Source organism: Streptomyces sp. S.PB5, assembly GCF_030403745.1.
GTDB lineage: Bacteria > Actinomycetota > Actinomycetes > Streptomycetales > Streptomycetaceae > Streptomyces.
The window spans coordinates 320466-346238 of the sequence record NZ_JAQMWP010000011.1; the positions used below are offsets into that span (position 1 = coordinate 320466).

Annotated in this window: 19 protein-coding genes; 13 read left to right on the forward strand and 6 right to left on the reverse strand. The window is 70.9% G+C overall.

The features are described from left to right. Window positions 1-2: 2 nt before the first annotated feature. Window positions 3-185 (reverse strand): hypothetical protein, encoded by a 183-nt coding sequence (locus PH203_RS29210; protein ID WP_289923613.1) that lies wholly within the window; start codon window positions 183-185, stop codon window positions 3-5. Between the two features lie 246 nt (window positions 186-431). Between PH203_RS29210 and PH203_RS29215 the strand changes: the two genes are divergently transcribed. Both PH203_RS29215 and PH203_RS29220 read left to right on the forward strand, forming a co-directional pair. After that, a complete protein-coding gene (locus PH203_RS29215; protein WP_289923614.1) occupies window positions 432-3299 on the forward strand; it encodes a DEAD/DEAH box helicase in 2868 nt (955 codons plus the stop codon). Next, the gene (locus tag PH203_RS29220) at window positions 3296-4531 is read left to right on the forward strand and encodes an SWF or SNF family helicase (RefSeq protein ID WP_289923616.1); all 1236 of its coding nucleotides are present in this window, start codon (window positions 3296-3298) and stop codon (window positions 4529-4531) included. Before PH203_RS29215 ends, PH203_RS29220 begins: the two co-directional genes overlap by 4 nt. Before the next feature lie 85 nt (window positions 4532-4616). Here PH203_RS29220 and PH203_RS29225 read toward each other — a convergent pair whose 3' ends face one another. After that, window positions 4617-5021, reverse strand: coding sequence for an NUDIX domain-containing protein (locus PH203_RS29225; RefSeq protein WP_289923617.1), 405 nt, complete (start codon window positions 5019-5021; stop codon window positions 4617-4619). Between the two features lie 169 nt (window positions 5022-5190). Here PH203_RS29225 and PH203_RS29230 point away from each other — a divergent pair, with 169 nt between their 5' ends. Continuing rightward, entirely contained in the window at window positions 5191-6549 is a 1359-nt protein-coding gene (locus tag PH203_RS29230; protein ID WP_289923618.1) for an esterase-like activity of phytase family protein, read from the forward strand. On the opposite strand, the gene PH203_RS29235 is transcribed toward PH203_RS29230, so the two are convergent. Together PH203_RS29235 and xylA are read right to left on the reverse strand one after the other, a co-directional pair. Further along, a complete protein-coding gene (locus tag PH203_RS29235; RefSeq protein WP_289923619.1) occupies window positions 6550-7146 on the reverse strand; it encodes a hypothetical protein in 597 nt (198 codons plus the stop codon). Between the two features lie 432 nt (window positions 7147-7578). Beyond that, on the reverse strand, window positions 7579-8745 hold the full coding sequence (xylA, locus tag PH203_RS29240) for a xylose isomerase (RefSeq protein WP_289923622.1): 1167 nt from the start codon (window positions 8743-8745) through the stop codon (window positions 7579-7581). 184 nt (window positions 8746-8929) lie between these two features. Between xylA and xylB the strand changes: the two genes are divergently transcribed. The 6 genes from xylB to PH203_RS29270 all read left to right on the forward strand — a co-directional run bounded on the left by xylB (window position 8930) and on the right by PH203_RS29270 (window position 16758). Beyond that, window positions 8930-10375 (forward strand): xylulokinase, encoded by a 1446-nt coding sequence (gene xylB / locus PH203_RS29245; protein ID WP_289923623.1) that lies wholly within the window; start codon window positions 8930-8932, stop codon window positions 10373-10375. Between the two features lie 44 nt (window positions 10376-10419). Next, window positions 10420-11628 (forward strand): ROK family transcriptional regulator, encoded by a 1209-nt coding sequence (locus tag PH203_RS29250; protein WP_289923624.1) that lies wholly within the window; start codon window positions 10420-10422, stop codon window positions 11626-11628. Between the two features lie 301 nt (window positions 11629-11929). Continuing rightward, complete coding sequence (locus PH203_RS29255; protein WP_289923625.1) at window positions 11930-12943, forward strand: acetamidase/formamidase family protein; 1014 nt, start codon at window positions 11930-11932, stop codon at window positions 12941-12943. 98 nt (window positions 12944-13041) lie between these two features. Further along, on the forward strand, window positions 13042-13647 hold the full coding sequence (locus PH203_RS29260) for an N-acetylmuramoyl-L-alanine amidase (protein WP_289923626.1): 606 nt from the start codon (window positions 13042-13044) through the stop codon (window positions 13645-13647). Window positions 13648-13703: 56 nt separating this feature from the next. Further along, the gene (locus PH203_RS29265; protein WP_289923627.1) at window positions 13704-15020 is read left to right on the forward strand and encodes a GAF domain-containing protein; all 1317 of its coding nucleotides are present in this window, start codon (window positions 13704-13706) and stop codon (window positions 15018-15020) included. Between the two features lie 214 nt (window positions 15021-15234). Continuing rightward, window positions 15235-16758, forward strand: coding sequence for an aldehyde dehydrogenase family protein (locus tag PH203_RS29270; protein WP_289923628.1), 1524 nt, complete (start codon window positions 15235-15237; stop codon window positions 16756-16758). A gap of 93 nt (window positions 16759-16851) precedes the next feature. On the opposite strand, the gene PH203_RS29275 is transcribed toward PH203_RS29270, so the two are convergent. Next, window positions 16852-17880, reverse strand: a complete 1029-nt coding sequence (locus PH203_RS29275; RefSeq protein WP_289923631.1) for a LacI family DNA-binding transcriptional regulator — start codon at window positions 17878-17880, stop codon at window positions 16852-16854. A 955-nt stretch (window positions 17881-18835) separates the two neighbouring features. Between PH203_RS29275 and PH203_RS29280 the strand changes: the two genes are divergently transcribed. The 4 genes from PH203_RS29280 to PH203_RS29295 are packed head-to-tail and all read left to right on the forward strand — an operon-like array spanning window position 18836 to window position 24334. Beyond that, complete coding sequence (locus PH203_RS29280; RefSeq protein ID WP_289923634.1) at window positions 18836-20149, forward strand: extracellular solute-binding protein; 1314 nt, start codon at window positions 18836-18838, stop codon at window positions 20147-20149. Then, window positions 20146-21048 carry a sugar ABC transporter permease gene (locus PH203_RS29285; RefSeq protein WP_289923635.1) on the forward strand — a complete coding sequence of 301 codons (903 nt, stop codon included), beginning with the start codon at window positions 20146-20148 and terminating at the stop codon, window positions 21046-21048. The genes PH203_RS29280 and PH203_RS29285 overlap by 4 nt, the downstream gene beginning before the upstream one ends. A 1-nt stretch (window position 21049) precedes the next feature. Further along, on the forward strand, window positions 21050-21943 hold the full coding sequence (locus PH203_RS29290; protein WP_289923637.1) for a carbohydrate ABC transporter permease: 894 nt from the start codon (window positions 21050-21052) through the stop codon (window positions 21941-21943). A 9-nt stretch (window positions 21944-21952) separates the two neighbouring features. Continuing rightward, window positions 21953-24334, forward strand: coding sequence for a glycoside hydrolase family 3 N-terminal domain-containing protein (locus PH203_RS29295; RefSeq protein ID WP_289923638.1), 2382 nt, complete (start codon window positions 21953-21955; stop codon window positions 24332-24334). A gap of 248 nt (window positions 24335-24582) precedes the next feature. Here the strand turns inward: PH203_RS29295 and PH203_RS29300 are convergent, their stop codons facing one another. Next, window positions 24583-25770 (reverse strand): fumarylacetoacetate hydrolase family protein, encoded by a 1188-nt coding sequence (locus PH203_RS29300; protein ID WP_289923641.1) that lies wholly within the window; start codon window positions 25768-25770, stop codon window positions 24583-24585. Window positions 25771-25773 lie beyond the last annotated feature (3 nt).

Consider the following 25773-nt stretch of genomic DNA (forward strand, 5'->3'; position numbering starts at 1 on the left):
TCTCAGCGACCGAGCTCCTTGCGTGTGATGCGGCGCAGCCTGCGCCGCTGCGAGGGGTCCAGCGTGAGGTACGCGGCGGCCGGCACTCCCAGGACTATCAGGAGCGCGGCCCACCACGGCAGCCAGATCAGCAGAAGGATGCCGGCCGCCACACCTCCTGCGGCGATCTTCGCGTTCTTCGACATGTGTCGCCTCCTCCGCGGCCACTGCCGCTCTCTGTCCTGAGAACGGGCCCGCGCTTCCCGCGGTTCCGACCCACGACCCTGAGACGTCCCTGAGACGCGTCCCCTACACGTCCCTGAGACCGGGATACCCACACCCGCCATGAAGTGACCCGGATCACGGCCCGGTCATTTCATGCGGGCCTGCGCGGTGCTGTACCCTCGGCCACTCCGCGCCCAGTAGTCAAATTTGAGGAGTGTCGCATTCCTGTGCCGAGGATTCCCGCGGCAACACCGTCCGAGATCTCGCAACTGGCCCGCTGCTGCGCCGTGTTCGTCCCCGGTGACCCGGCCCGTACCGGCTCCGTCGCCTTCTGGAACCCCGAGGGCGAGGCGCCGCCGGTCGTCGCGTCCGGGTCCGTGGAGGATCTGACCGTCGTCCTGCCCGGCGACGAGGGCGTCGAGGCGGTGTCCGTGCCCGCCGTGCTGCTCCCGGTGCGGGAGGCCCTGCCCGTCCTCACACGTGCGCGTGCCGCCGCGCACGGGCACCGGGCGACGGTGTTCTGGGGCACGGCCGCCGTGCACGCCCTGCAACTCGCCGCCCGTGGACTGCTGCTGCCCGGCCTGTCCGAGAGCGACCACGACGCCTGGCGCGCCGGTCCGCTGCGCACCGAGGACATCGAGCGCGTCCAGGCACTCGCCGCGGCGATGCCACCCGAGGCGCACGCCGTTCCGCTGGGCGACGCGCCGGCCGGCAGCGAACCGCTGCGGCTGCCCGACCCCGAACGCCTGTTGCGCGCCTTCCTGGACGCGGTCGCCGACGCGCTGCCCCGCTCCCCCGCCGCGGCGCTCGTCACGGGCGGCCCCGCCTATGCGGCGCGAGAGCCCCGGCACGTCCCCGAGCAGCGGGCCTGGGCGGCCGACGTGGCCGCGGGGCACGATGCGGGCGTTCGGCTGTCGCTGCGGATCGAGGTGTCCGGGCTGGATGCCTCGGTGCTGGACGACACGGGACTGTCGTTCCGGGCCGTGCTGCAGATCCACAGCGTGAGCGATCCGGCACTGGCCGCGGACGCCGCCGAGGTGTGGGCCGGGCCCGACGGGCCGTTCGGTCCGCGCGCGCGGATGGACGCTCTGCTCGCCCTGCGACGAGCGGCGCGCGCGTGGCCGCCGCTCGCGCCCCTGCTGTCGGCGACCGTTCCGGACTCCGTCGACCTCGCCGACGAGGAGGTCGCCGATCTGACGGCGGCCGGCGCCCGGGCCCTCGCCGCTGCCGGTGTCGAGGTGCACTGGCCCAAGGAGCTGGCCCGCAAGCTGACGGCTCGCGCGGTGGTCGGTCCGCCGGACGACGGATCGGAGCCCGGCGGACTCTCCTCGGACACCGCCTCGTTCCTGTCCGCCGACGCACTGCTGGCTTTCAACTGGCGCTTCGCACTGGGCGACCGGCAGCTCACGCGCCAGGAGCTGGACCGGCTCGCCGAGGCGACCCGCCCCGTCGTGCGGCTGCGCGACCAGTGGGTTCTGATCGACCCCCAGGAGGTGCGACGGGCCCAGGCGCAGCAGGACCGCAAGATCACCCCGGTCGACGCGCTCGGTGCCGCCCTCACGGGCTCCACGGAGATCGACGGCCACCGGGTCGACGTCCACCCCACCGGGTGGCTCGCGACCCTGCGGGAGCGGCTCACGGACCCGCAGACGCTGGAGCCGGTCGAGCAGCCCGCGGCGCTCGCGGCGACCCTGCGGGACTACCAGCGGCGCGGTCTCGACTGGCTGGCGCGGATGACCTCCCTGGGCCTGGGCTGCTGTCTCGCCGACGACATGGGACTCGGCAAGACGATCACGCTCATCGCACTGCATCTGCACCGGCAGGCCGACCCCGGGTCCGCCGGTCCGACACTCGTGGTGTGTCCGACGTCCCTCATGGGCAACTGGCAGCGCGAGATCGAGAAGTTCGCCCCCGGCACGCGCGTGCGCCGTTTCCACGGGCCGCGACGCGATCTGGACGCCCTGGCCGACGGGGAGTTCGTGCTCACCACGTACGGGACGATGCGGCTCGACGCCGGGAGGCTGGCCGACGTTCCGTGGGGGATGGTCGTGGCGGATGAGGCGCAGCACGTGAAGAACCCGTACTCGGCGACGGCACGGCAGTTGCGTTCCCTCCCCGCACGCGCACGCGTGGCGCTCACCGGCACCCCGGTGGAGAACAACCTGTCGGAGCTGTGGGCGATCCTCGACTGGACGACACCCGGGCTGCTGGGCCGCCTCGGCGCCTTCCGCACGCGGTACGCCGCGGCCGTCGAGGGCGGCCGCGACCCGAGAGCGGCCGAGCGGCTGTCGCGGCTGGTGAGCCCGTTCCTGCTGCGACGCCGCAAATCGGATCCGGGCATCGCCCCGGAGCTGCCGCCGAAGACGGAGACCGACCGCGCGGTGTCGCTCACGCCGGAACAGGCGGGGCTGTACGAGGCCGTGGTGCGCGAGACGCTCGCGGAGATCTCCGGCGCCGACAGCATGGCGCGACGCGGGCTGATCGTGAAGCTGCTGACCGGGCTGAAGCAGATCTGCAACCACCCGGCGCAGTACCTCAAGGAGGAGCGGCCCAGGATCCCCGGACGCTCCGGGAAGCTGGAGCTCCTGGACGAGTTGCTCGACACGATCCTCGCCGAGGAGGCGAGCGTGCTGGTCTTCACGCAGTACGTGCGGATGGCGCGGCTGATCGAACGGCATCTGGCGGGCCGCGGACTGTCCTCGCAGTTCCTCCACGGCGGCACGCCCGTCGCCGAGCGCGAGGCGATGGTGCGGCGCTTCCAGGACGGTGAGGTCCCGGTCTTCCTGCTGTCGTTGAAGGCGGCCGGCACAGGGCTGAACCTCACCCGGGCCGAGCATGTCGTGCACTACGACCGCTGGTGGAACCCGGCCGTCGAGGCGCAGGCCACCGACCGCGCGTACCGGATCGGGCAGAACCGGCCGGTGCAGGTGCACCTGCTGATCGCCGAGGGCACCATCGAGGACCGCATCGCCGACATGCTCAACAGGAAGCGGGAGTTGGCCGACGCGGTGCTCGGCGCCGGGGAGGCGGCGCTCACCGAGCTGACGGACGCGGAACTGGCGGATCTGGTCGAACTGCGAGGGGGCACGCGATGAGTGACGGGAATGAACGCACGTTCGCCGCGTTCCCGCCCGCGCACGGGAGGGGCTTCGCCCGCACCTGGTGGGGCCAGGCCTGGCTGAAGGCGCTGGAGGACACGGCACTCGACTCACAGCAGGTCAAGGCCGGACGCAGACTCGCGCGCGCGGGCGCGGTCGGCGCGGTGTCGGTGCGGCCGGGCCGCATCACGGCCGTCGTCCAGGACCGTGACCACACCTCGCACCGGGCCGACGTCCTGCTGGCGGAGTTGTCCGACGAACAGTGGGACCGTTTCCTGGACATGACCGTCGAGCGCGCCGGCCATGTCGCGGCCCTCCTGGACCGTGACATGCCTCCGCATCTGGTGGAGGACGCGGCCGCCGCGGGCGTCGAACTGCTGCCAGGGCTGGGCGATCTGGAGCCGGAGTGCGACTGCGGCGGCTGGGACCACTGCGGGCACACAGCGGCCCTCTGCTACCAAGTGGCACGGCTGCTGGACGAGGACCCGTTCGTCCTGCTGCTGATGCGAGGACGCGCCGAACGCGCCCTGCTGGACGAACTCCAGGACCGCACCGCCATACCAAACCAGGCGCCCGCCCCGCTGCCCGAGGGGGTGGACGCCGCCGAGGCGTTCGCGGCCGGGGACATCCTGCCGCCGCTGCCCGCCCTGCCGGAACTCCCCGAGGCGCCCGGCACACCACCGTCCCTGGACACCGAGACACCGCCCGCACCCGGCGTCGATCCGGCCGCCCTGGAGTTCCTGGCCGCCCGGACGGCGGCGGAGGCGCACCGGCTGCTGGCCGAACCGGAGGCTGTCGAGGACGAGTTGACGGTGGGCCAGGACGCGGTCCGCCTCGCCGTGGGCTCCCCGCCCGGAACCGTCGCCGCACGGCTGGCGGAAGGCTCGGGGCGCACCCCCGAAGCGCTGGCGTCGGCCGTCCGCGCCTGGCGGTTGGGAGGTGCGGCCGCGCTGTCCGTGCTGGAGGAGGAGTGGACCCTGGAGGGCGAGACGCTCGCACGCGCGCGTGCCGCGCTCGACGCCGCCTGGGACGAGGAGGAACGGCCGTCCCTGCGCGCCCGGGGCAACCGCTGGACGGCCGTCGGCGCTCCCGGCCAGCTGCGCCTGGGGCGGGACGGCCGCTGGTGGCCGTACCGCAAGGAGCGGGGCCGCTGGGCACCCGCGGGCGGCGCTGCCCAGGATCCCGCGACGGCCCTGGCCACGGCTCAGGAGGTCCTGGAGACGGGTTGAGGTGCCATGCGGCACTTCGGCCAGGACATCCTCACCGTCGGGGACGGACTCACCGAGGCGGACGTCGTGGTCTTCCTGGCGTCCGCTACGACTCCATGAGGCGGCCCTGCCAGAGCATCGGCAGGACGTGGTCACGGACCGCCGGTGCGATCCGGATGTCGTCCTCGTGGCCGGTGATCCAGCGCAGCTGGGCCAGTTCGGCGGCGGGACGAGGAACTTGGGCGAGGCGCGCACCGTAGAGGGACATGCGCATGGGGACGCCTTCCAGGGCCGCCACGGCTTCGACGTCGGCCAGGAACCGGGGTTCCAGGGGGCGTACGCCCAACTCCTCGTCCAGTTCGCGGTACAGGGTCTCCAAGGGCGCCTCGCCCGGGTCCGGTTTGCCGCCCGGTACGTAGAAGACCCCGGGGGCCGCCTGCTTGCTCACCACCAACAGGCGTCCCTCGCGGACGATCGCGGCCGCCACGACTTCCAGTACCTCCTGTGTCATGCGCTCATCCTCGCCCATGGTCCACGAGCGCATGCCCGACGGGCCCATGCCGCGAGAACCCATGCCCGACGAGCCCCTGCCACCCGTCGTTCATCTGTCGGCCGCGCGGCGTTCGGCATGGGCGCCAAATCTGGCCGCTGTCAGCGAACTTGTTCACCCAGGAGGCCCGATGTCCCCGTCTGCCGCCGGCCGGCGCCGCGTCCACCGTTCCGTCGCGGCGGGCGTACCCCTCGCCGTGCTGGCCGCGCTCGTGGCGGCATCGCCGGCCTCGGGCGCCGCCTCCGGAAAGACCGCCGCGCCGGGGGACGCGTACGTCAGCCGCACGGCGACGCTCGGGGACATCCCGCTGGGTGCCTTCAGCAACGCCCTGCTGCCCGGCACGGTGGACGACGACCGGGGCGTGGATCTCGGCGGCATCGGCAGCGACATCTACCCGGCGGGACGCCAGGATGAGTTCTGGACCGTCACCGACCGTGGCCCCAATGGCCAGATCAAGGTGGACGGTGCCAAGCGCCGTACCTTCCCCGTGCCCGGGTTCGACCCGGCGATCGTGAAGATCAGGGTGTCCGGCGACTCCGTGAAGGTGCTGGACGCGATCCCGCTCACGACGTCCTCCGGCAAGCCGGTCACCGGGCTGCCGAACCAGGAGCGGCGGGACGAGGCGCCGTACACCTATGACGCGAAGACGCGGCTGGCGTACAACCCGAACGGGCTGGACACCGAGGGTGTCGTGCGGGCCGGGGACGGGAGTTTCTGGCTGGCCGACGAGTACGGTCCCTCGCTCGTGCATGTCTCCGCGCGCGGGAAGGTGCTCACGCGGTACGTCCCCGAGGGGCTGAACCTCACCGGGAGCGACTACCCGGTGGTGGAGGCGCTGCCCTCCGTGCTGCTGCACCGGAAGATCAACCGCGGTTTCGAAGGGCTCGCCCAACTGCCGGGCGGCGACCTGGTGCTGGCCGTGCAGAGCCCGCTCTCCCTGCCGGACACGGCGGCGGGAGAGGCGTCGCGGACGACCCGGCTGCTGCGGTTCTCGCCCAGGAAGAAGGCCGTCACCGCCGAGTACGTCTACCGCTTCGACCCGGTCGAGGTCGTCGACCCGGGCGAGGACGACACCTCCGAGCTGAAGATCTCCTCGGTCGTCGCCGTGGGCGGCAACCGGCTGCTGGTCGAGGAGCGCACCGACAAGGCGGCGCGGCTGCAGCTCGTACGGCTGGACCGGCACGCGGACATACTCGGCGGCGTCCATGACGACGACACGACGTCCCCGTCGCTGGAGCAGCTCGACGACCCGGCCGCCGCGGGCGTGCCGGTGCTCGCCAAGCGCCTGGTCGTGGACCTCGGCACGGTCGAGGGGGTGCCGGGGAAGATCGAGGGCGTCGCGCGCGTGGACCGCGACACGCTCGCCCTGATCAACGACAACGACTTCGGGATGACCGACGGTCCGGGCGCGTTCGACGCCCGGGGCCGGCTGGTCGACAGCGGGGTGGAGACGACGGTGACGTACGTGCGGCTGCCGCGCGGGATCTGATCATGTCAGGGGCGCGGTGAGCTTACGGGTTCCGCCGGTGTCGGCGGCCAGACTGCAGGCGACGTTGTCGATGCCGAGCCGGTAGCCGGCGGGGTCCGGGTACTGCACCAGCATGCCGCGCACGGTCCCCTCGGGCTGGTCCGCCGCCTTGCTGGTCAGGGACTTGTCGCACAGGTCCGACGCGGCCTTCTTCAGGGCTGCGTCGGTCGTGTAGTCGCCCTCCAGCTCCGCCACTCTCACGACCTCGGCGTCGTGCGGTGTCCCGCAGGAGCGCTTGGCCGCCTGCCCGGGCTGCAGGTCGTCGGTGTCGAAGCAGTCGCCTGCCCGCAGCATGTAGTACGGCACCTCGTCGGCCGCGAAGGACGGGATCAGCGATTCGAGGCCGCTCGGGAACTCGCTCGGCAGCTCGGTCGGGAACTGCGAGGGCAGCTCGGACGGCAACCTGCTCGGAAGCCTGCTGGGCAGCTCGGTAGGCAGGCTCAGCGTGGGGCGGGGCGAACTGCTCGCGCTCGCGCTGGGCTTGTCGTCCGGCGAGTCGTCGCCGCTGCCCGACGCCATCAGGACGATGACGGCGACGACGGCACCTGCCGCCAGCACGGTGAGCAGGATGAACAGCGGATTGCGGCCCCGGCGCGGACCATCGGGCGGTTCCGACGGAGGCGGGTCCCAACCCCCGTAGGAGGGCGGACCGCCGCCTCCAGGAGGAGGTATGTAACCCCCCGGTGGCCCGTACCCCCCTCCTTGGCCGAAGCCTTCGGTTGGGGGGCCGAAGCCACCGCCATAGGGCGGTGTGTCGTCCGGCGGCCCGGGCGGCTGAGGCGGTACGGGCGGCATGGCCATACCGTCCAGAGTCGCCGTGCGCCGCACAGGAGGCGACCCCCACACGGAAGTTGATACGGACTCATGCCATGGACCGCATGATTCCGAAGCATTCCGCACGGAGGATGATCAAACAGGCACGCGCGCGTACGCGATCGAAACGACCGGCACGCGCGCGTACGCGATTCAAGCCCGCACGCGCGCGTGCGTTCAGCCGCGCGCGCCCAGCAGGTGGTCCATCGCCAGCTGGTCGAGCTGCTCGAAGGCCATCCCGCGCGCGGCGGCAGCCTCCACGTCGAACTCCTCGAAGGCCGTGCGGTCCGCGAGCAGCGACTTCAGACCGTCCGCGGCCGTGGGCTGCGCCAGCTCGTCCAGACGCGCGGCACGCAACGCCTCCTGGACCTGCGGGTCGGCGCGGAAGGCGGCCGAACGCTCCTTGAGGATGAGGTAGTTGCGCATGCAGCCCGCGGCCGACGCCCAGACGCCGTCGAGGTCCTCGGTCCGCGGCGGCTTGAAGTCGAAGTGCTTCGGGCCCGCGTAACCGGCGCTCTCCAGCAGGTCGACCAGCCAGAAGGCGGCACGCAGGTCACCGGCGCCGAAGCGCAGGTCCTGGTCGTACTTGATGCCGGACTGGCCGTTGAGGTCGATGTGGAAGAGCTTGCCCGCCCACAGGGCCTGCGCGATGCCGTGCGGGAAGTTCAGCCCGGCCATCTGCTCGTGCCCGACCTCGGGGTTGACGCCGTACAGCTCGGGGCGCTCCAGGCGCTCGATGAAGGCCAGGGCGTGGCCGACGGTGGGGAGCAGGATGTCGCCGCGGGGCTCGTTCGGCTTGGGCTCGATGGCGAACTTGAGGTTGTAGCCCTGCTCGGTGACGTACTCGCCGAGGAGGTCGAAGGCCTCCTTCATGCGGTCGAGGGCGACGCGCACGTCCTTGGCGGCGCCGGACTCTGCACCCTCGCGGCCGCCCCAGGCGACGTAGGTCTCGGCGCCGAGCTCGACCGCCAGGTCGATGTTGCGGATCACCTTGCGCAGCGCGTAACGGCGCACGTCACGGTCGTTCGCCGTGAACCCGCCGTCCTTGAAGACCGGGTGCGTGAAGAGGTTGGTGGTGGCCATCGGCACCTTCATGCCGGTGGCGTCGAGGGCCTCCCGGAAGCGCTTGATGTGACCCTCGCGCTCACTGTCCGAGGACCCGAAGGGGATCAGGTCGTCGTCGTGGAAGGTCACACCGTGGGCGCCGAGCTCGGCCAGGCGCTGCACGGTCTCGACAGGGTCCAGGGCACGCCGCGTGGCGTCGCCGAACGGGTCCCTTCCCTGCCAGCCGACGGTCCACAGGCCGAAGGTGAACCTGTCCTCGGGGGTGGGCTGGTAGTTCATGCCGCGGCTCCTACTCGCTGACGACTGCTCTCCACGACTATTTCGTCATGGCGGTTTACAAATTAGTATGCGATCGCATCTCTGGGAAGAGACAAGATGTCTCCGACCGTCTTCGGACGAAGATCGGACGGAGACCCGAGCCGCTTGAGCACGCAAAACTTGAGCCCGCAAAAGGGAGAGCCCGATGTCAGCTGCCGAGGGTCCGCTCGTCGTCGGCGTGGACACGTCCACGCAGTCCACCAAGGCCCTGGTCGTCGACGCGTCGACCGGACAGGTGGTGGCGAGCGGACAGGCCCCGCACACCGTCTCCTCCGGCGCCGGCCGCGAGAGCGACCCGCGCCAGTGGTGGGACGCCCTCTGTGAGGCCCTGCACCAGTGCGGTGACGCCGCCCGGGAGGCCGCCGCCGTGTCGATCGGCGGGCAGCAGCACGGCCTGGTCACCCTGGACGCCGAGGGCGAGCCGGTACGCCCGGCCCTGCTGTGGAACGACGTGCGCTCGGCCCCGCAGGCCGCCCGCCTCGTCGAGGAGCTGGGCGGTGCCAAGGCCTGGGCGGAGCGCACCGGCAGCGTGCCGGGGCCGTCCTTCACGGTCACGAAGTGGGCCTGGCTGGCCGAGAACGAGCCCGAGGCGCTCCGTGCGACCAAGGCCGTGCGCCTCCCGCACGACTACCTCACCGAGCGCCTCACCGGCCAGGGCACGACCGACCGCGGCGATGCCTCCGGCACCGGCTGGTGGGCCTCGGCGACCGAGGCGTACGACGAGGAGGTCCTCGCGCATGTGGGGCTCGACCCCGCGCTGCTGCCCCGCGTGGTCCGCCCGGGCGAGGTGGCGGGCACCGTCCGTGACCGCCACGACCTGCCGTTCTCCAAGGGCACCCTGGTCGCCCCGGGCACCGGCGACAACGCCGCCGCCGCGCTGGGCCTCGGCCTGCGTCCTGGCACGCCGGTGCTCAGCCTGGGCACCTCGGGCACGGTGTACGCGGTGTCGAAGCGGCGCCCCGCCGACCCGACCGGCACGGTGGCGGGCTTCGCCGACGCGCACGGCGACTGGCTGCCGCTGGCCTGCACCCTGAACTGCACGCTCGCCGTCGACCGGATCGCCACGCTGCTCGGCCTCGACCGTGAGGCCGTGGAGCCCACGTCGGGCGTCACGCTGCTGCCCTACCTGGACGGCGAGCGCACACCCGCGCTGCCGGGCGCCTCAGGCCTGCTGCACGGCCTGCGGCACGACACGACCGGCGGCCAGCTCCTCCAGGCCGCCTACGACGGTGCCGTCCACGCCCTGCTCGGCGCGCTCGACCTGGTCCTCGACGAGGACGCGGACCGCTCGACCCCGCTGCTGCTGATCGGCGGCGGCGCCCGGGGCGGGGCCTGGCAGGAGACCGTACGGCGGCTCTCGGGCCGCCCCGTGCAGATCCCCGAGGCCAAGGAGCTCGTCGCGCTCGGCGCCGCCGCCCAGGCCGCGGGCCTGCTGACCGGCGAGGACCCGGCCGCCGTCGCCCGGCGCTGGAACACCACCGCGGGTCCGGTGCTGGACGCCGTGGAGCGGGACGAGGCGACGATGGCGAGGATCTCCGGGGTACTCTCCGACGCGGCTCCGCTGCTGGACAGGCCGACGGAGGACCGCTGACCGAGCCACTGAGCCCGCACCGACCAGCGAGGACTGACGGAGGCATGGCCGCACCCCTGCACGACGCCCACCCGGCCGGGCCGGGGCGCGCGCTGCCCGACACCCAGCAGGGCATGCGCCGCCGCAACCTCGCGCGCGTGATGCACACCGTCAGCGCCGAGGGACCGCTGTCCCGGGCCGCCGTCGCCTCGCGCATCGGGCTGACCCGGGCGGCCGTGTCGACCCTCGTCGACGAGCTCATACGCTCCGGACTGCTCGACGAGCTGGGCCCCGAGCGGCCGGGCCGGGTGGGCCGCCCGGGGTCCGCGCTCGCCGTCAGCGGGCACGGTCCGGCCGGGATAGGCGCCGAGGTCGGCGTCGACCACCTCGCGGTCTGCGCGGTCGACCTACGGGGCCAGGTGCGGGCACGGGCGGTACGCCACGGCGTGAACCGCGGCCGCTCCCCCGAACCGGTCCTCGCGGAACTCACCCAGTTGCTGGACCAGGTCGTCGCCGAGGCCGAGGGCGAGGGCCTGTGGCCGGCCGGGCTCGCGGTGGCCGTGCCGGGACTGGTGGCGCGCGACGGCCGCACCGTGGTCCGCGCCCCGAACCTCGACTGGCACGACACCGACCTCGGTGCCCTGCTGCCCTCGGTGTTCCCCTTGACCGTGGACAACGAGGCCAACTTCGGCGCCCTCGCCGAACTCTGGCTCGGTGACGCCACCCCCTACGACTTCCTGCACGTCTCCGCGGAGATCGGCATCGGCGCGGCCGTCGTCGTGGCCGGCGGGCTGCTGCGCGGGACGCGCGGTTTCGCGGGCGAGCTGGGGCATGTGCCGGTGGAGCCCGAAGGGCCGGAGTGCGTGTGCGGCGGGCGGGGGTGTCTGGAGCAGTACGCGGGCGAGGAGGCGGTGCTGCGCGCGGCCGGTCTGGAGCCGGGCGAGGACCGGGTCGGACTCCTCGCGGGACGCGCCGCGGAGGGCGACGAGGCCGTACGACGTGCGCTGAGCGACGCCGGTACGGCCCTCGGCATCGCGCTGACCGGGGCGGTGAACCTGCTGGACCCCGAGGCCGTGGTGCTGGGCGGCGAGCTGTCGGGGCTGGCTCCGTGGCTGCTGCCCTCGCTGGAGGCCGAGCTGGCCCGGCGTACGGCGGGGCCGCCGTGCGCGGTGTCGGTGTCGCGGCTGGGACCCGAGGGGCCGTTGCTGGGGGCGGCGCACTCGGTGGTCCGGGCGGTGCTCGACGATCCGGCGGCGGTGGCCGAACGGGCTTGAACCCGGGGCGGGTTCGCTCGGACGAGTGAGCGAGTTATCCACAGTTCCGGGGCCGTCCACCGGAACACTCTGCTCTCTTCTGCCCAACCCGCCCGCGCCGTACCGTGATTCACGCGAGGCACGACGGCAGCGGTCGGGGTGCCGGTGTGTACGAGGGGGATTCACATGTCGGGGGAGCATCGCGTCGATGGCGCCAGCCGCGGCTGTACCGCCCCCCACCGACCCCACCGGCCCCACCGGCCCCGCCGACCATCCGCAGAGCCGGCCCCACCGACCATCCGCAGAACGGAGCAGCGCAGCCATGAGCGACCCCCGGATCCTCACCGTGCGACCCGAACCGGGCGAGTACGCCTGGACGTTCGGCGGCGTGCCGCCCGTGGCACGCATCACGCCCGGCACGGTTCTCGACCTGTACACCGAGGACTGCTTCGCCGGTCGGGTGCGGTCGGAGAAGGACCTGGTGTCCGAGGTGTGCGAGTTCCCGTTCCTGAACCCGCAGACCGGTCCCTTCCACATCGAGGGCGCCGAACCGGGCGACACGGTCGCCGTGCACTTCGTGTCGATCGAACCGGCCCGGGACTGGGCCGCGTCCACCACGGTCCCGCTCTTCGGCGCGCTCACGTCGACCCACACCACCGCCACCCTCCAGCCGCCCCTCCCGGAGAAGGTCTGGATCTGGCAGCTGGACCGGACCCGCCGTACCGCGCTGTTCCGGGCGCACGACAGCGACATCGAGGTCGAGCTGCCCATGGATCCGATGCACGGCACGGTGGGAGTGGCCCCCGCCAACCTGGAGGTCCGTTCGGCACTGGTGCCCGACGCGCACGGCGGGAACATGGACACCCCGGAGATGCGGGCCGGCGTCACCTGCTACCTCGGTGTCAATGTCGAGGGCGCGCTGCTCAGCCTCGGCGACGGGCACGCGCGACAGGGCGAGGGCGAGACCTGCGGGGTCGCGGTGGAGTGCGCGATGAACACGGTGGTGATCGTGGAGCTGCTGAAGGGGCTGGCCACGCCCTGGCCGCGCATCGAGTCCAACACCCACATCATCTCGACGGGATCGGCGCGCCCGCTGGAGGACGCGTTCCGGATATCCCAGCTAGACCTGGTGCAGTGGCTGGTGCGCGACTACGGGTTCAGTGAGCTGGACGCCTACCAGTTCGCGACCCAGGCCGTCGAGTCCCCGCTGGCCAATGTGTGCGACACCAACTACACCTGCGTGGCGAAGATCCGCAAGGAGTGGCTGCCCACGCGGGAGACGCACCGCGGCGTGCACGCGCGGCTGCGGGAGACCGCGGCAACCGTCCGCCCCTGACCTGCGTCCCGATCAACACCAGACCGCTGAAAGGCAGCTGAAAGGCATTCGTCGAACCACCGCAAGGCATGAGTCGCACTACCGAAAGGCATTCGTCCATGGAACGGGCAAGACCGCTGCCGAGCAGGCGACGGCTCCTGAAAGGGGCCGCGCTGACCGCGATCCCGTATGCGCTGCTGCCCGATCCGCCCGCCGGAGCCGAGACCCGTCCCGTCGACCACCCGCTGGCCGAGTGGCAGCCCGCGACACCCGCCAACTACACACCCGCGGACCGCCCGACGAGCCACCCCCTCGACCTCGTGATCATCCATGTGACGCAGACGAGCTACCGCAAGACCCTGGGGGTGTTCCGGAGTCCGCGGAAGCAGGTCTCCGCCCACTACGTGGTCCGGTCGCGGGACGGCAATGTCGCGCAGTGCGTCCGGGAGGCCGACATCGCCTGGCATGCGGGGAACTGGGACTACAACGCGCGCAGCATCGGCATCGAGCACGAGGGATGGGTGGATCGGCCCGCGTACTTCACCGATGTCCTCTACGAGCAGTCGGCCAGGCTCACGGCCGACATCTGCGCCAAGTACGGGATACCGACGGACCGTTCGCGCATCATCGCCCACTACGAGGTGCCGGGTACGGACCACACGGACCCGGGGCCCCACTGGGACTGGAGCCGCTACATGAGTCTGGTCGAACGGGCCGCGCGGTGACGTCGTTCGGGTGACGCCTGTCGAAAAGGTTGTCGGCGCACGTACGGGGAGTGACGATGTCCCCAGCCGCATCGCCTTTCGGGGAGGCCCAGTTGACCGATCCGTGGGTGGCCCTTGAGCCGGGGGCCGACCCTGCCGAGCGTGCGCGGGTACTGCTCCGCGCGCACGAGACGTTCACCGAGGCGGGTACCGTGCCGCGGCCGGTGCGTCCGGTGGTGGCGGACTCGTGGCGGCGTTCCGCGCGGGCCGGGGTCGGGCCCGACGGAACCGCGAGCGTCGAGCTCATGGACGGCGACCTCGGCGCCTATCGGGCCGAGCATCCGCTGGCCCGGGTGATGCCGCTGTTCCGCGAGCTGCTGGGCACGTTCGCATCGGACGGGGAGCATCTGCTGGCGGTGTGCGACGCGCACGGCCGGCTGCTCTGGGTCGAGGGGCATGCGTCGACCCGGCGGCAGGCGGGGCTGATGAACTTCGTGCCGGGCGCCCGCTGGGCGGAGACGGCCGTCGGGACGAACGCGCCGGGCACGGCGGTCGCCGTCGACCGGCCGGTGCAGGTGTTCGCGGCCGAGCACTTCACCCGTCGGGTGCAGCCGTGGACCTGTGCGGCGGCTCCGGTGCACGATCCGCGGACCGGGCGGGTGCTGGGTGCCGTGGACATCACCGGCGGGGACGGACTGGCGCACCCTCACAGCCTGGGCTTCGTGCAGGCGGTCGCACGCGCCGCCGAGTCCCACCTGGCGCTGCTCGCGCCGGAGATGCCCGCCGCCGATCTCCCCGAGCTGACCGCGCTCGGCCGTGACGAGGCCCAACTGCTCACCGACGGTCGCCGGATCAGGCTGAGCCGACGGCACAGCGAGATCATGGTCCTGCTCTCCCGGCACCCGGAGGGCCTGACCGGCGACGAGCTGCTGTGCGCGCTGTACGAGGACGAGTCGGTGACACCGGTGACGCTCCGCGCCGAACTGGCCCGCCTGCGCAGGGTTCTCGGCCCCGGTCTGCTGGCCTCGCGTCCGTACCGGCTGACGGTTCCGGTCGAGTCCGACGTCACCGTGGTGGAGCGGCGGCTGGAGACCGGCGCGATCACGGCGGCGGCGACGGCGTACACCGGTCCGCTGCTGCCCGCGTCCCAGGCGCCGGCCGTGGTCCGCCTTCGACACCGGATCGCCGACGGCCTCCGCACGACCCTGATCGCCCGCCGCGACCCCGACCTGCTGGCGGACTGGGCGCACACACCATGGGGCGAGGACGACTTCGACGTCTGGCGGGCACTGGCGGCGACGCGCCCGACGGCGGCGGTACGGTCCCGGCTGGCGGCCCTGGAGGCGGAGCTGACGGCACCGGGTGGGCGGGGTTGGGGAGTTCCGGCGCCCTAGTTGTTCTGTCCATAGAGGTTGGTGACAGCGATCACTGATGTGTGCTCTTGAAATGGGTGAGGGCCTTATGGCTCGGCACCGAGGGTCACGGCGTCAGAACCCTGCCGCCCCGGCCCCTGCCACCGCGGCAACGTAGTTGCAACGTCCCCGTCCCTAGCCTCGCGCCGAGAGCTGCCCAACGGCGGGCAGCGCTGCTGCAGGGAGGCAGGCCAGCATGACCCGTTACGCGGCGCCCGGCACCGAGGGCGCGATCGTCTCCTACCAGGCGCGCTATGACCACTTCATCGGCGGCGAGTACGTGCCGCCGGTCGGCGGGCAGTACTTCGAGAACCCGTCCCCGGTGAACGGGCAGCCGTTCACCGAGGTGGCACGCGGCACGGCGGAGGACGTGGAGCGGGCGCTCGACGCGGCGCACGCGGCGGCACCCGCCTGGGGAAGGACGTCGGTGACCGAGCGTTCCGACATCCTGCTGAAGATCGCCGACCGTATGGAGGCGCATCTGGAACCGCTGGCCGTCGCGGAGAGCTGGGAGAACGGCAAGCCGGTGCGCGAGACGCTGGCGGCCGACATCCCCCTGGCGATCGACCACTTCCGCTACTTCGCGGGCGCGATCCGCGCGCAGGAGGGCTCGCTCGGCGAGGTCGACGACGACACGGTCGCGTACCACTTCCACGAGCCGCTCGGGGTCGTCGCGCAGATCATCCCGTGGAACTTCCCGATCCTGATGGCGACCTGGAAGCTCGCGCCGGCGCTCGCCGCGGGCAACGCGGTCGTGCTGAAGCCCGCCGAGCAGACCCCGGTGTCGATCCACTACTGGCTGAGCCTGGTCGCAGACCTGCTGCCGCCGGGCGTGGTCAACATCGTCAACGGGTTCGGCGTGGAGGCGGGCAAGCCGCTGGCGTCCAGCCCGCGGGTGGCGAAAGTGGCGTTCACCGGCGAGACCACGACCGGCCGGCTGATCATGCAGTACGCCTCGGAGAACATCACCCCGGTCACCCTCGAACTCGGCGGCAAGTCCCCGAACATCTTCTTCGAGGACATCTGGAGGGCCGACGACGACTTCCGCGACAAGGCGCTCGAAGGCTTCACCATGTTCGCCCTCAACCAGGGTGAGGTGTGCACGTGTCCGTCGCGGGCGCTGGTCCAGCGCGGTCACTACGCCGAGTTCATGGAGGCCGCGGTCGCCCGCACCGAGCTGATCAAGACCGGCCACCCGCTCGACACGGACACGATGATCGGCGCCCAGGCCTCCAACGACCAGCTGGAGAAGATCCTTTCCTATCTGGACATCGGACGGCAGGAGGGGGCCAAGGTCCTCACGGGCGGGGAGCGCATCGAGCACGACGGCGAGTTGAAGGGCGGCTACTACGTCCAGCCGACCATCTTCGAGGGCGACAACCGTATGCGGATCTTCCAGGAAGAGATCTTCGGCCCGGTCGTCTCGGTGACCTCCTTCGACGACTTCGACGACGCCATCAAGATCGCCAACGACACGCTGTACGGCCTCGGGGCCGGTGTGTGGACCCGGGACATCAACACGGCGTACCGCGCGGGCCGTGCGATCCAGGCGGGCCGGGTGTGGACGAACTGCTACCACGCCTACCCGGCGCACGCGGCGTTCGGCGGCTACAAGGGCTCGGGCATCGGTCGTGAGACCCACAAGATGATGCTGGAGCACTACCAGCAGACCAAGAACCTTCTTGTTTCATACAGCCCGAAGAAACTTGGGTTCTTCTAGAGCCTGAAGTCGGTTGCCTGGAGGCGTCGTTGCGCCCCAGGCAACCCGACATGGTAGGTACCCGCTGTAATCAATGCGACCTCTCACCTGCGACTACCTACGCGCCGAAGTCTCTTCGCGGGGTGGCGCCGTTGAGGCGCGTACCACGAGTTCGGTGGCGAGTTCGATGTGGTGGGACTCGACCTTTTCACCGTTGGCCAGTCGGAGGGCGGTGCGCAGGGCGGCACCGCCCATCTCCCGTAGTGGCTGGCGCACGGTGGTCAGTTGCGGTGAGGCCATCTGGGCGAGGCTTGTGTCGTCGAAGCCGACCACGCTCAGGTCCTCGGGGACGCGCAGGCCTCGAGTGCGGGCGGTCTCGATGACACCGATGGCGATCTCGTCGTTGCCTGCGAAGATCGCCGTCGGTGGCTCTTGCAGGCCCAGTAGCGCCGTGGCGCCGACGAGCCCGGTCTCGTACGTGAATTCTCCGGGCCGGACGTAGGCGTCGGGTACCTGCGCTTCTTCCGCCTCCATGGCGGCGCGGTAGCCGTGCATGCGTGCCTGGTTGCACACGGCCATGGCCGGTCCGCCGATATAGGCGATGCGGCGGTGCCCCAGGGAGAGCAGGTGCCGGGTCGCCGCCAGGCCGCCGGTGAAGTTGGTCGACCCGACGCTGTGGACGCGGCTGTCCGGCAGGTGCAGTGGGTCCAGCACGACCAACGGCAGCCCGGACCGGGCCAGTTCGTTCAGGTGCGCAGTGGTGTACACGCTGGTGACCGCGATGACGGCGCGGCGCCCGGCTGAGACCAGGTCCCGGGCCCAGTGCGGGGCATGGGACGCCTTACTGATCACCACCGAGGCCCCCGATTCGGCGGCGGAGTCGATGATGCCTTCCAGGGTCTCGGCCACGTACGACTTGAGGCCGCCCTTGAACTGCACCTCGATGGTCGGGCTTTCGACGACCTCGGTGTGGCGGAACACAGGCGCGAGGTAGTCGTGCTGATGCAGCAGTTCCTGCACCCGGTTGCGGGTGTGCGGCGCCACGTCACCGCGACCGTTGACCACTTTGGAGACGGTCGCGACGGAGACTCCCGCCGCTTGGGCGATGTCCGCCAAGGTGGTGCGCCTGGCGTTCGGACGCATCGGTTCCTCCCAGCTGTACGTCCACCGGTGTGGTGAGCTGCCGGTCGGGCCGGCAATGCGGGTGGAACCGGTCAACCGTACGGCAACCCGGCACCGAGCTCATCCGGAGAGGTGCCGACGAGCCCCGCAACCTCGACACGTCCGACGATCTGTGTGAGATCCCGTCCGGTGAACGCGGTCCGGGGCATGCACGCCGACCGGTACGCGTGCGACGCGTACGGGCGCGCTTGCGCCCGGTTCCAGCCGTATCCGGGCGCAGCGGGCCAACTGCCGCACTGTCCCGACCGACCGCCCGGACGGCGGGGATCTGCACCCGCAGCCTGGTGGGCAGGCCCCGGCCGGCCGGGCGATCACCGCGCGCCCTCCTGGCCGGGCATGAACGGACCAGGTCGGCAGCACGGGGACGCCGGTCCGGGACTCCTCCGGGATCTCGTGCTGCGACTCGCCAAGCACTCCGGCGCTCTCCACCGCGGTCACCGGCGGCTGCCGTACACCCGGGTGAGGTTACCGGGACCATGTCGGGCGACCTCTGCCGACGGAACGTTTCCGGGTTCCCGCGAACACATCGTCCGGAGGCACCACTTGTGGACTCTCCGCCTGTCCGTCGCCGCCTTCGGCCACACGCCCCGGGCAGTTGCCGACGCAGCCGCTGCCGAGCTGCGCGACCTTGTGCATGACCTGCACCGACAGTGCGTCAGCCGCGGCCATCGCATCGCCTCTCTGTCCTCAACCAGTCGATTTCGAAACAGTTTCGGTCCCCGTCAAGGGTTTTCTCGAGGGTCGTTCTTGCCCGATATTAAGCGGCTTGCGGCAGCACGACAACGTGCCTGCACACACCTTGACAGGGCGTCAGCCCGAAACCTAATTTGCACAAACAGAGCTCAGAGAAGGCTATTTCGAAAACCTTTCAACCTGACTCACGAGAAGCCGATGGCTCTCGAGTGCGGAGAAGAACATGGCGCTCTCCCGACGTACCCTCCTCGGCCTGGCCGCGGCCGCGCCGGCCTCTGCGGCCCTCGCGGCCTGCGGCTCATCCGGCCCCAGCGAAGGCAGCGACGACACGGCCACGTACTGGCACCTGAGCGGCCAGCCTCAGGAAGGCGTCAGGTCCGGTGCCGTGGACCGGTTCAACAAGGCCAACTCCAAGGGGCAGATCAAGGTCACCACCTTCGAGAACGACGCCTTCAAGACGAAGATCAAGACCGCCATCGGCGCCGGCAAGGCACCGACCATCATCTGGGGGTGGGGCGGCGGCACACTGCGTACCTACGTGGAGGCCGGGCAGGTCGACGACCTCACGCCGTGGTTCGACGAGAACCCCGACATCAAGAACCGGCTCTTCCCGGCCTCGTTCGGCGCGGCGACCGTCGACGGCAAGATATACGCGATGCCGTTCGAGAGCGTGGAACCGATCGTCCTGTTCTACAACAAGAAGGTCTTCGACGACGTCGGCGTGGAACCGCCCAAGTCGTGGGACGACATCATGGCCCTGGTGCCCAAGTTCAACGCGGAGGGCATAGCGCCGTTCTCCCTCGGCGGCCAGTCCCGTTGGACGAACATGATGTGGCTGGAGTTCCTGTTCGACCGCATCGGCGGCCCCGAGGTGTTCCAGGCCGTCTTCGACGGCGAGAAGGACGCCTGGTCCCACCCGGCCGCCATCGAGGCGCTGACCAAGGTGCAGGACCTGGTCAAGGCGAAGGGGTTCATCAAGGGATTCTCCTCGATCACCGCGGACTCCAACGCCGACCAGGCGCTCCTTTACACCGGCAAGGCCGCGATGATGCTGCACGGCTCCTGGTCGTACGGCATCCAGCAGACCGAGGGGGGAGACTTCGTCTCCGGCGGCAACCTCGGTTTCATGAACTTCCCACCCGTCGAAGGCGGCAAGGGCGATCCGGGCAACTCCGTAGGCAACCCCGCCCAGTACCTGTCCATCTCCTCGAAGGCCAGCGCCGAGCAGAAGAAGATCGCGAAGGACTTCTTCGCCACCGGCGTCCTCCAGGACGAAGAGGTGAAGGCGTGGATCGACACCGGGGCGGTGCCGATCCGCAAGGGCTCGGAGAAGCTCCTCGCCGAATCCGAGAACGCCGAGTTCCTGCAGTTCATCAATGACATTGCCAGCAACGCGAAGTCGTTCGGCCAGTCCTGGGACCAGGCGCTCAGCCCGACGGCCGCCGAAACACTCCTTGACAACATCGCCAAGCTGTTCCAGCTGTCCATCTCGCCGAAGCAGTTCACCGACAACCTCAACAAGGTCATCGGCAAGTGAGCGCACTCACGGGCTCTACGGCGCGCGAGGGCCGACGCAGCATCCTGCCCTGGCTGGCCGTGCCGGCGCTGGTGTTCTTCGTCGGCTTCGCCGTCGTCCCGCTCGTCGGCGTCTTCGTGTTGAGCTTCACGACGTGGGACGGCATCGGCGACATCCACCCGTCCGGGCTGACCAGTTGGCGTGCGGTGCTCACCAACCCCGGGCTGCCGCACGCCCTCTGGGTGACGTTCCTTGTGATGGCCGTGTCCTGGGCGGTTCAGACACCGGCGAGCATTCTGCTCGGCACGTTCCTGGCCGGCCGCCAGCGCTACCGCGCGGTGCTGAGCCTGGTCTACTTCATCCCCCTGCTGCTCAGCTCCGCGGCGATCGCGGTCGCGTACAAGGCTCTGCTCGACCCCAACTTCGGGCTCGGCGCCGGGCTGGGGTTCGAGTGGCTCAGCAAGGACTGGCTGGGGCGCCCCTGGCTCGCCTTCGGCGTCGTCGTCTTCGTCGTCTCCTGGCAGTTCGTCCCGTTCCACTCGCTGATCTACCAGGGCGGCGTCCAGCAGATCCCGCAGTCCCTGTACGAGGCCGCGCAGTTGGACGGCGCCGGGCGGATCCGCCAGTTCTTCAGCATCACGCTGCCCCAGCTGAAATACACCATCATCACCTCGTCGACGCTGATGGTGATCGGCTCGCTCACCTTCTTCGACCTCATCTTCGTCCTGACCGAGGGCGGCCCCGCAGACGCCACCCGGGTCCTCGCGCTGGACATGTACAAACGGGGCTTCCAGGCCAACCTGATGGGGCCGGCCAGCGTCATCGCGGTCATCCTCGTCCTGATGGGCCTCGCCATCGCCCTGCTGCTGCGCCGGCTCGGAGGCCGGGACGCCGGTGAGAGCCAGCTCGAGGGAGTCTGACATGACCACCACGCTGACCGAGCCGCAACCGCAGAAGACCCTCCCACGTGAGCGGGGCCGACGCCCCGGCGCGACCGCCCGCCGGCGCAACTGGCTCGGCGGTCTGGCCGGATGGCTCTGGCTCGCCGTCGTCGTAGTACCCCTCTACTGGATTCTCGTCACCAGTCTCAAGGCCCAGAGCAACTACTACGCGAGCAACCCGCTGGCACCGCCGACCGATCCCACACTGGACAACTACGAGCTGGTCCTCGAGTCCGACTTCATCAGCTACTTCTGGAACAGCGTCGTGGTCACCGCCGGCGCGGTGGTGCCGGCGGTCGCCGTCTCCTTCATGGCCGCATACGCCATCGTGCGCGGCTGGCGTATGCGGTTCCTGCGCGTGGTGAACGGCATGTTCCTCATGGGCCTCGCCATCCCGCTGCAGGCGACGGCCATCCCGGTCTATCTGATCATCATCAAGCTGCAGCTGTACGACAGCCTGCTGGCGTTGATCCTGCCGTCGATCGCCTTCGCCATCCCGCTGTCCGTGCTGATCCTCGCCAACTTCATCCGCGACGTGCCCAAGGAGCTGTTCGACTCGATGCGGGTGGACGGAGCCACCGAGTGGGGGACACTGTGGCGCCTGGCAGCGCCGCTCACCCGCCCGGCCATCCTCACCGTGACGATCTTCAACGCGCTGACCATCTGGAACGGATTCCTGCTGCCGCTGATCCTCACCCAGGGCCCTTCCCAGCGGACTCTGCCGCTCGCCCTGTGGACCTTCCAGGGCGAGTACGGGGTCAACGTCCCGGCCCTCCTGGCCGCCGTCGTCCTCACCACCCTGCCCCTGATCATCCTGTACGCGTTCGGCCGCCGCCAGCTGCTGAGCGGTCTGACCGCCGGATTCAGCCGTTGACCGACGAAAGTGGACGCCGACGTGGCTGTAGAGACCACCACCGGAATCTCCCCCTGGAACGACCCCACCCTTTCCATCGCCGCGAGAGTCGACGCCCTGATCGACGCGATGACCCTTCGGGAGAAGATCGCCCAGCTGTACGGAGTGTGGGTGGGCGCCTCCGATCAGGGCGGTGAAGTGGCCCCCCACCAGCACGACATGGAGGAGGCCGTCGATCTCGACGCGCTTCTGCCCAACGGACTGGGCCAGCTGACCCGGCCCTTCGGCACGGTCCCGGTCGACCCCGCCCTGGGTGCGCTCTCCCTGGCCCGCACCCAGAGCCGTATCGCCGCCACGAACCGGTTCGGCATCCCCGCTCTCGCGCATGACGAGTGTCTGGCCGGCTTCTCCGCCTGGGGGGCGACGGCCTACCCCGTTCCGCTGTCCTGGGGCGCCACCTTCGATCCGGACACGGTGCGGCGCATGGCCGCCGCCATCGGCTGCGACATGCGTGCCGTAGGCGTCCACCAGGGACTCGCGCCCGTCCTGGATGTGGTGCGCGACGCCCGCTGGGGCCGGGTCGAGGAGACCATCGGCGAGGACCCGTACCTCGTCGGCACCATCGGGACGGCATACGTGCAGGGCCTTGAGTCCGCCGGGATCGTCGCCACCCTCAAGCACTTCGCCGGCTACTCGGCCTCTCGCGCCGGCCGTAACCTCGCTCCCTCCTCCGTGGGCCCGCGTGAACGCGCCGACGTTCTGCTGCCTCCCTTCGAGATGGCGATCCGTGAAGGCGGCGCCCGGTCGGTGATGAACGCCTACACCGACACCGACGGCATGCCCTCCGCGGCCGACGAGGATCTGCTCACCGGGCTGCTGCGCGACACGTGGGGCTTCGACGGCACAGTCGTCGCCGACTACTTCGCCATCGCCTTCCTGAAGACGCTGCACGGCATCGCAGCCGACTGGGCCGGCGCCGCCGGCACGGCGCTGCGCGCGGGCATCGACGTCGAACTGCCCAATGCCAAGACATACGGCGCGCCCTTGGCCGAGGCCGTCGCCGACGGCCGCATACCGGAGGCGTTGGTCGATCGCGCCCTGCGCCGGACACTCACCCAGAAGGCGATGCTCGGCCTGCTCGACCCGGACTGGAGCCCCGTGCCGGCCGCACTCGACGGGGTGGACCTGGACGACCCGGCCGCCTTGCGCGGCCGAATCGACCTGGACGGTCCCGAGAATCGCGCGCTGGCCCGCACGGTCGCCGAGGAAGCGGTCGTGCTGCTGAGCAACGACGGCACCCTGCCGCTCGAGAGGCCGCGCCGCATCGCCCTGCTCGGTCCCAACGCCGACGAGCCCACCGCCGTACTCGGCTGCTACTCCTTCCCCCAGCACATCGGCGTCCGCCACCCCGGTACCCCACTCGGCATCGAGCTGCCCACGCTGCGCGACACTCTCGCCGCCGAGTTCCCCGACGCCGAGATCACGGTCGCCCGCGGCACCGGAATCGATGACGGAGATCTCTCCGGCATCCGCGAGGCCACCCGGGTGGCACGCGAGGCCGACATCGCCCTGGTCGTGCTCGGCGACCGCGCCGGGCTCTTCGGGCGGGGCACCACCGGCGAGGGATGTGACGTCGACTCGCTGGTGCTGCCCGGCGCGCAGCAGCAACTGCTCGACGCCCTGCTCCACCTGGAGACACCCGTGGTCACCGTCCTGCTCGCGGGACGACCGTACGCCCTCGGCCGCGCCGTGGAGGAGTCCGCTGCGATCGTGCAGTCCTTCTTCCCGGGTGAGGAGGGCACTCACGCGATCGCCGGGGTGCTCAGTGGCCGTACCAATCCCTCCGGACGTCTCCCGGTCAGCGTGCCGCGCGGGCCGGGCTCCCAGCCGGCCACGTACCTCGGGGCACGGCTCGCTCACGTCAGCGAGGTGTCCAGCATCGACCCGACCCCCGCGTTCGCCTTCGGCCACGGTCTGTCCTACACGCGGTTCGACTGGACAGACCTGACCGTGGACGTCCAAGAGGCTCCGACGGACAGCGAGTTCACCCTCACCTTCACCGTCCGCAACACAGGCGAGCGGTCCGGAACCGAGGTCGTCCAGCTCTATCTGCACGACCCGGTCGCCTCCGTCGTCCAGCCGGTGCAGCGCCTCGTCGGCTACACCCGGGTCGAACTGAAGCCGGGCGAGGCCCGGCGCCTCCGTGTCACGGTCCCGGCCGACCTCGCCTCCTTCACCGGACGCGACGGTCGGCGCGTCGTCGAACCGGGCGAGCTGGAAGTGCGGTTGGCCGCCTCCAGCGCGGATCCGCGCCTGACGGCCAGGGTCACGTTGACCGGAACCGAGCGCCATGTGGATCACACGCGACGCTTGCACGCCACGGTCGGGCAGGAGCCGGTTGCCCGGGCATGAACCAGGCGTGCGCAGCGCACCTCGCGGCAGCGGCAGCGCTGCGCACACGGGACCGCAGGGCCAGGCATGTGGTGGTCCGGGCCCGGTGCTTCCGGGGTGCTCTGTGACCACGCGGCCTGGTGCACGTGCACAGGGAGGAAGGTGCAGAGCAGGCACCCGCGCCTGAGCCTCTGCACGCCGCCCGCCATGGAGAACAGGCAGGTGTTCCTCGCAGCGAACCACATCGGTATCGCCCGGGCTTCGTCGTCTCACAGCACTCCGCGCTGGGCGAGGTTGCGCATCAGCGCTCGTACGCCGAACGTCCACGGCGCGGCCTGCTCACTGGGGACGACGGTGTTGACCAGAGCGCCGAGTCGCGGGCTGGAGATCCGCACGATGTCGCCGTACTCGTGGGTGAAGCCCGCCCCGGGTGCCTGTCGGTCCTCGGTGGGGGCGAACAGCGTTCCGGTGAACAACACGAAGCCGTCCGGGTATTGATGGTGCGGACCGTGCGTGGCGGCCACCAGGTCCAGTACGTCGCGGCTGATCTCGCGCATGGAACTGCTGCCACGCAGTACGTAGCCGTCCGTGCCGTCGATCCGGAGGTCGATGTCGATCTCGCGCACGGTGTCGAGGTCGAAGTCCTCGTCGAGCAGGCGGACGAACGGGCCGATCGCGCATGAGGCGTTGTTGTCCTTCGCGCGGGACAGCAGCAGGGCGCTGCGTCCCTCGATGTCGCGGAGGTTGACGTCGTTGCCGAGCGTCGCGCCGCGTACCCGGCCGCGCGAGTCCACGACGAGGACGGCCTCAGGCTCGGGGTTGTTCCACACCGAGGCGCCGAGCACGCCGATGTCGGCGCCGGTGCCGACCGCGGACAGTACCGGGGCCTTGGTGAACACTTCCGGGTCCGGCCCGATCCCGACCTCCAGGTACTGCGACCACAGTCCTTCGGAGACGAGCAGTTCCTTGGCCTTGTCCGCTTCCGGCGATCCGGGACGGATGCCGTCGAGCGTGCCGCCCACCACCTGCCCGACGCGGGCCCGCACCCGCGCGGCCTGCGCCGGATCGCCGCCCGTGCGCTCTTCGATGACGCGTTCCAGCAGACTCCGGGCGAAGGTGACGCCCGCTGCCTTGATCACGTGCAGGTCGACGGGGGCGAGCAGATGCGGAACGTCACGGCGGCCGGCCGGTGCGTCAAGCAGTTCGTCCAGGCGCCAGACATGTCCGCCGTCGGCCTCGCGGACGACTGCCGCCGCGTCGTCGCGTTCCATGAGATCGGAGACGGTGGGTGCGATGGCCGTCAGGTCGACGACCTGCTCGCCGCGGACCGCGGCCACACACGGTCCGTCCCATTCCGGGTTGTGGACGCGCGCGACGAGGGCGGCTCGGTCGGCGTCCGCCGGCAGGACGGAGCCGGCCGTGAGGACCGGACGAGGGCGCGCTGCTGCCGATTCCACGAT

Bases quoted from the DNA above. Each gene is read 5' to 3' on its own strand.
- PH203_RS29210 (WP_289923613.1), bottom strand. From the start codon at position 185: ATGTCGAAGAACGCGAAGATCGCCGCAGGAGGTGTGGCGGCCGGCATC.
- PH203_RS29220 (WP_289923616.1), top strand. From the start codon at position 3,296: ATGAGTGACGGGAATGAACGCACGTTCGCCGCGTTCCCGCCCGCGCAC.
- PH203_RS29225 (WP_289923617.1), bottom strand. From the start codon at position 5,021: ATGACACAGGAGGTACTGGAAGTCGTGGCGGCCGCGATCGTCCGCGAG.
- PH203_RS29230 (WP_289923618.1), top strand. From the start codon at position 5,191: ATGTCCCCGTCTGCCGCCGGCCGGCGCCGCGTCCACCGTTCCGTCGCG.
- xylA (WP_289923622.1), bottom strand. From the start codon at position 8,745: ATGAACTACCAGCCCACCCCCGAGGACAGGTTCACCTTCGGCCTGTGG.
- xylB (WP_289923623.1), top strand. From the start codon at position 8,930: ATGTCAGCTGCCGAGGGTCCGCTCGTCGTCGGCGTGGACACGTCCACG.
- PH203_RS29250 (WP_289923624.1), top strand. From the start codon at position 10,420: ATGGCCGCACCCCTGCACGACGCCCACCCGGCCGGGCCGGGGCGCGCG.
- PH203_RS29255 (WP_289923625.1), top strand. From the start codon at position 11,930: ATGAGCGACCCCCGGATCCTCACCGTGCGACCCGAACCGGGCGAGTAC.
- PH203_RS29260 (WP_289923626.1), top strand. From the start codon at position 13,042: ATGGAACGGGCAAGACCGCTGCCGAGCAGGCGACGGCTCCTGAAAGGG.
- PH203_RS29265 (WP_289923627.1), top strand. From the start codon at position 13,704: ATGTCCCCAGCCGCATCGCCTTTCGGGGAGGCCCAGTTGACCGATCCG.
- PH203_RS29270 (WP_289923628.1), top strand. From the start codon at position 15,235: ATGACCCGTTACGCGGCGCCCGGCACCGAGGGCGCGATCGTCTCCTAC.
- PH203_RS29275 (WP_289923631.1), bottom strand. From the start codon at position 17,880: ATGCGTCCGAACGCCAGGCGCACCACCTTGGCGGACATCGCCCAAGCG.
- PH203_RS29280 (WP_289923634.1), top strand. From the start codon at position 18,836: ATGGCGCTCTCCCGACGTACCCTCCTCGGCCTGGCCGCGGCCGCGCCG.
- PH203_RS29290 (WP_289923637.1), top strand. From the start codon at position 21,050: ATGACCACCACGCTGACCGAGCCGCAACCGCAGAAGACCCTCCCACGT.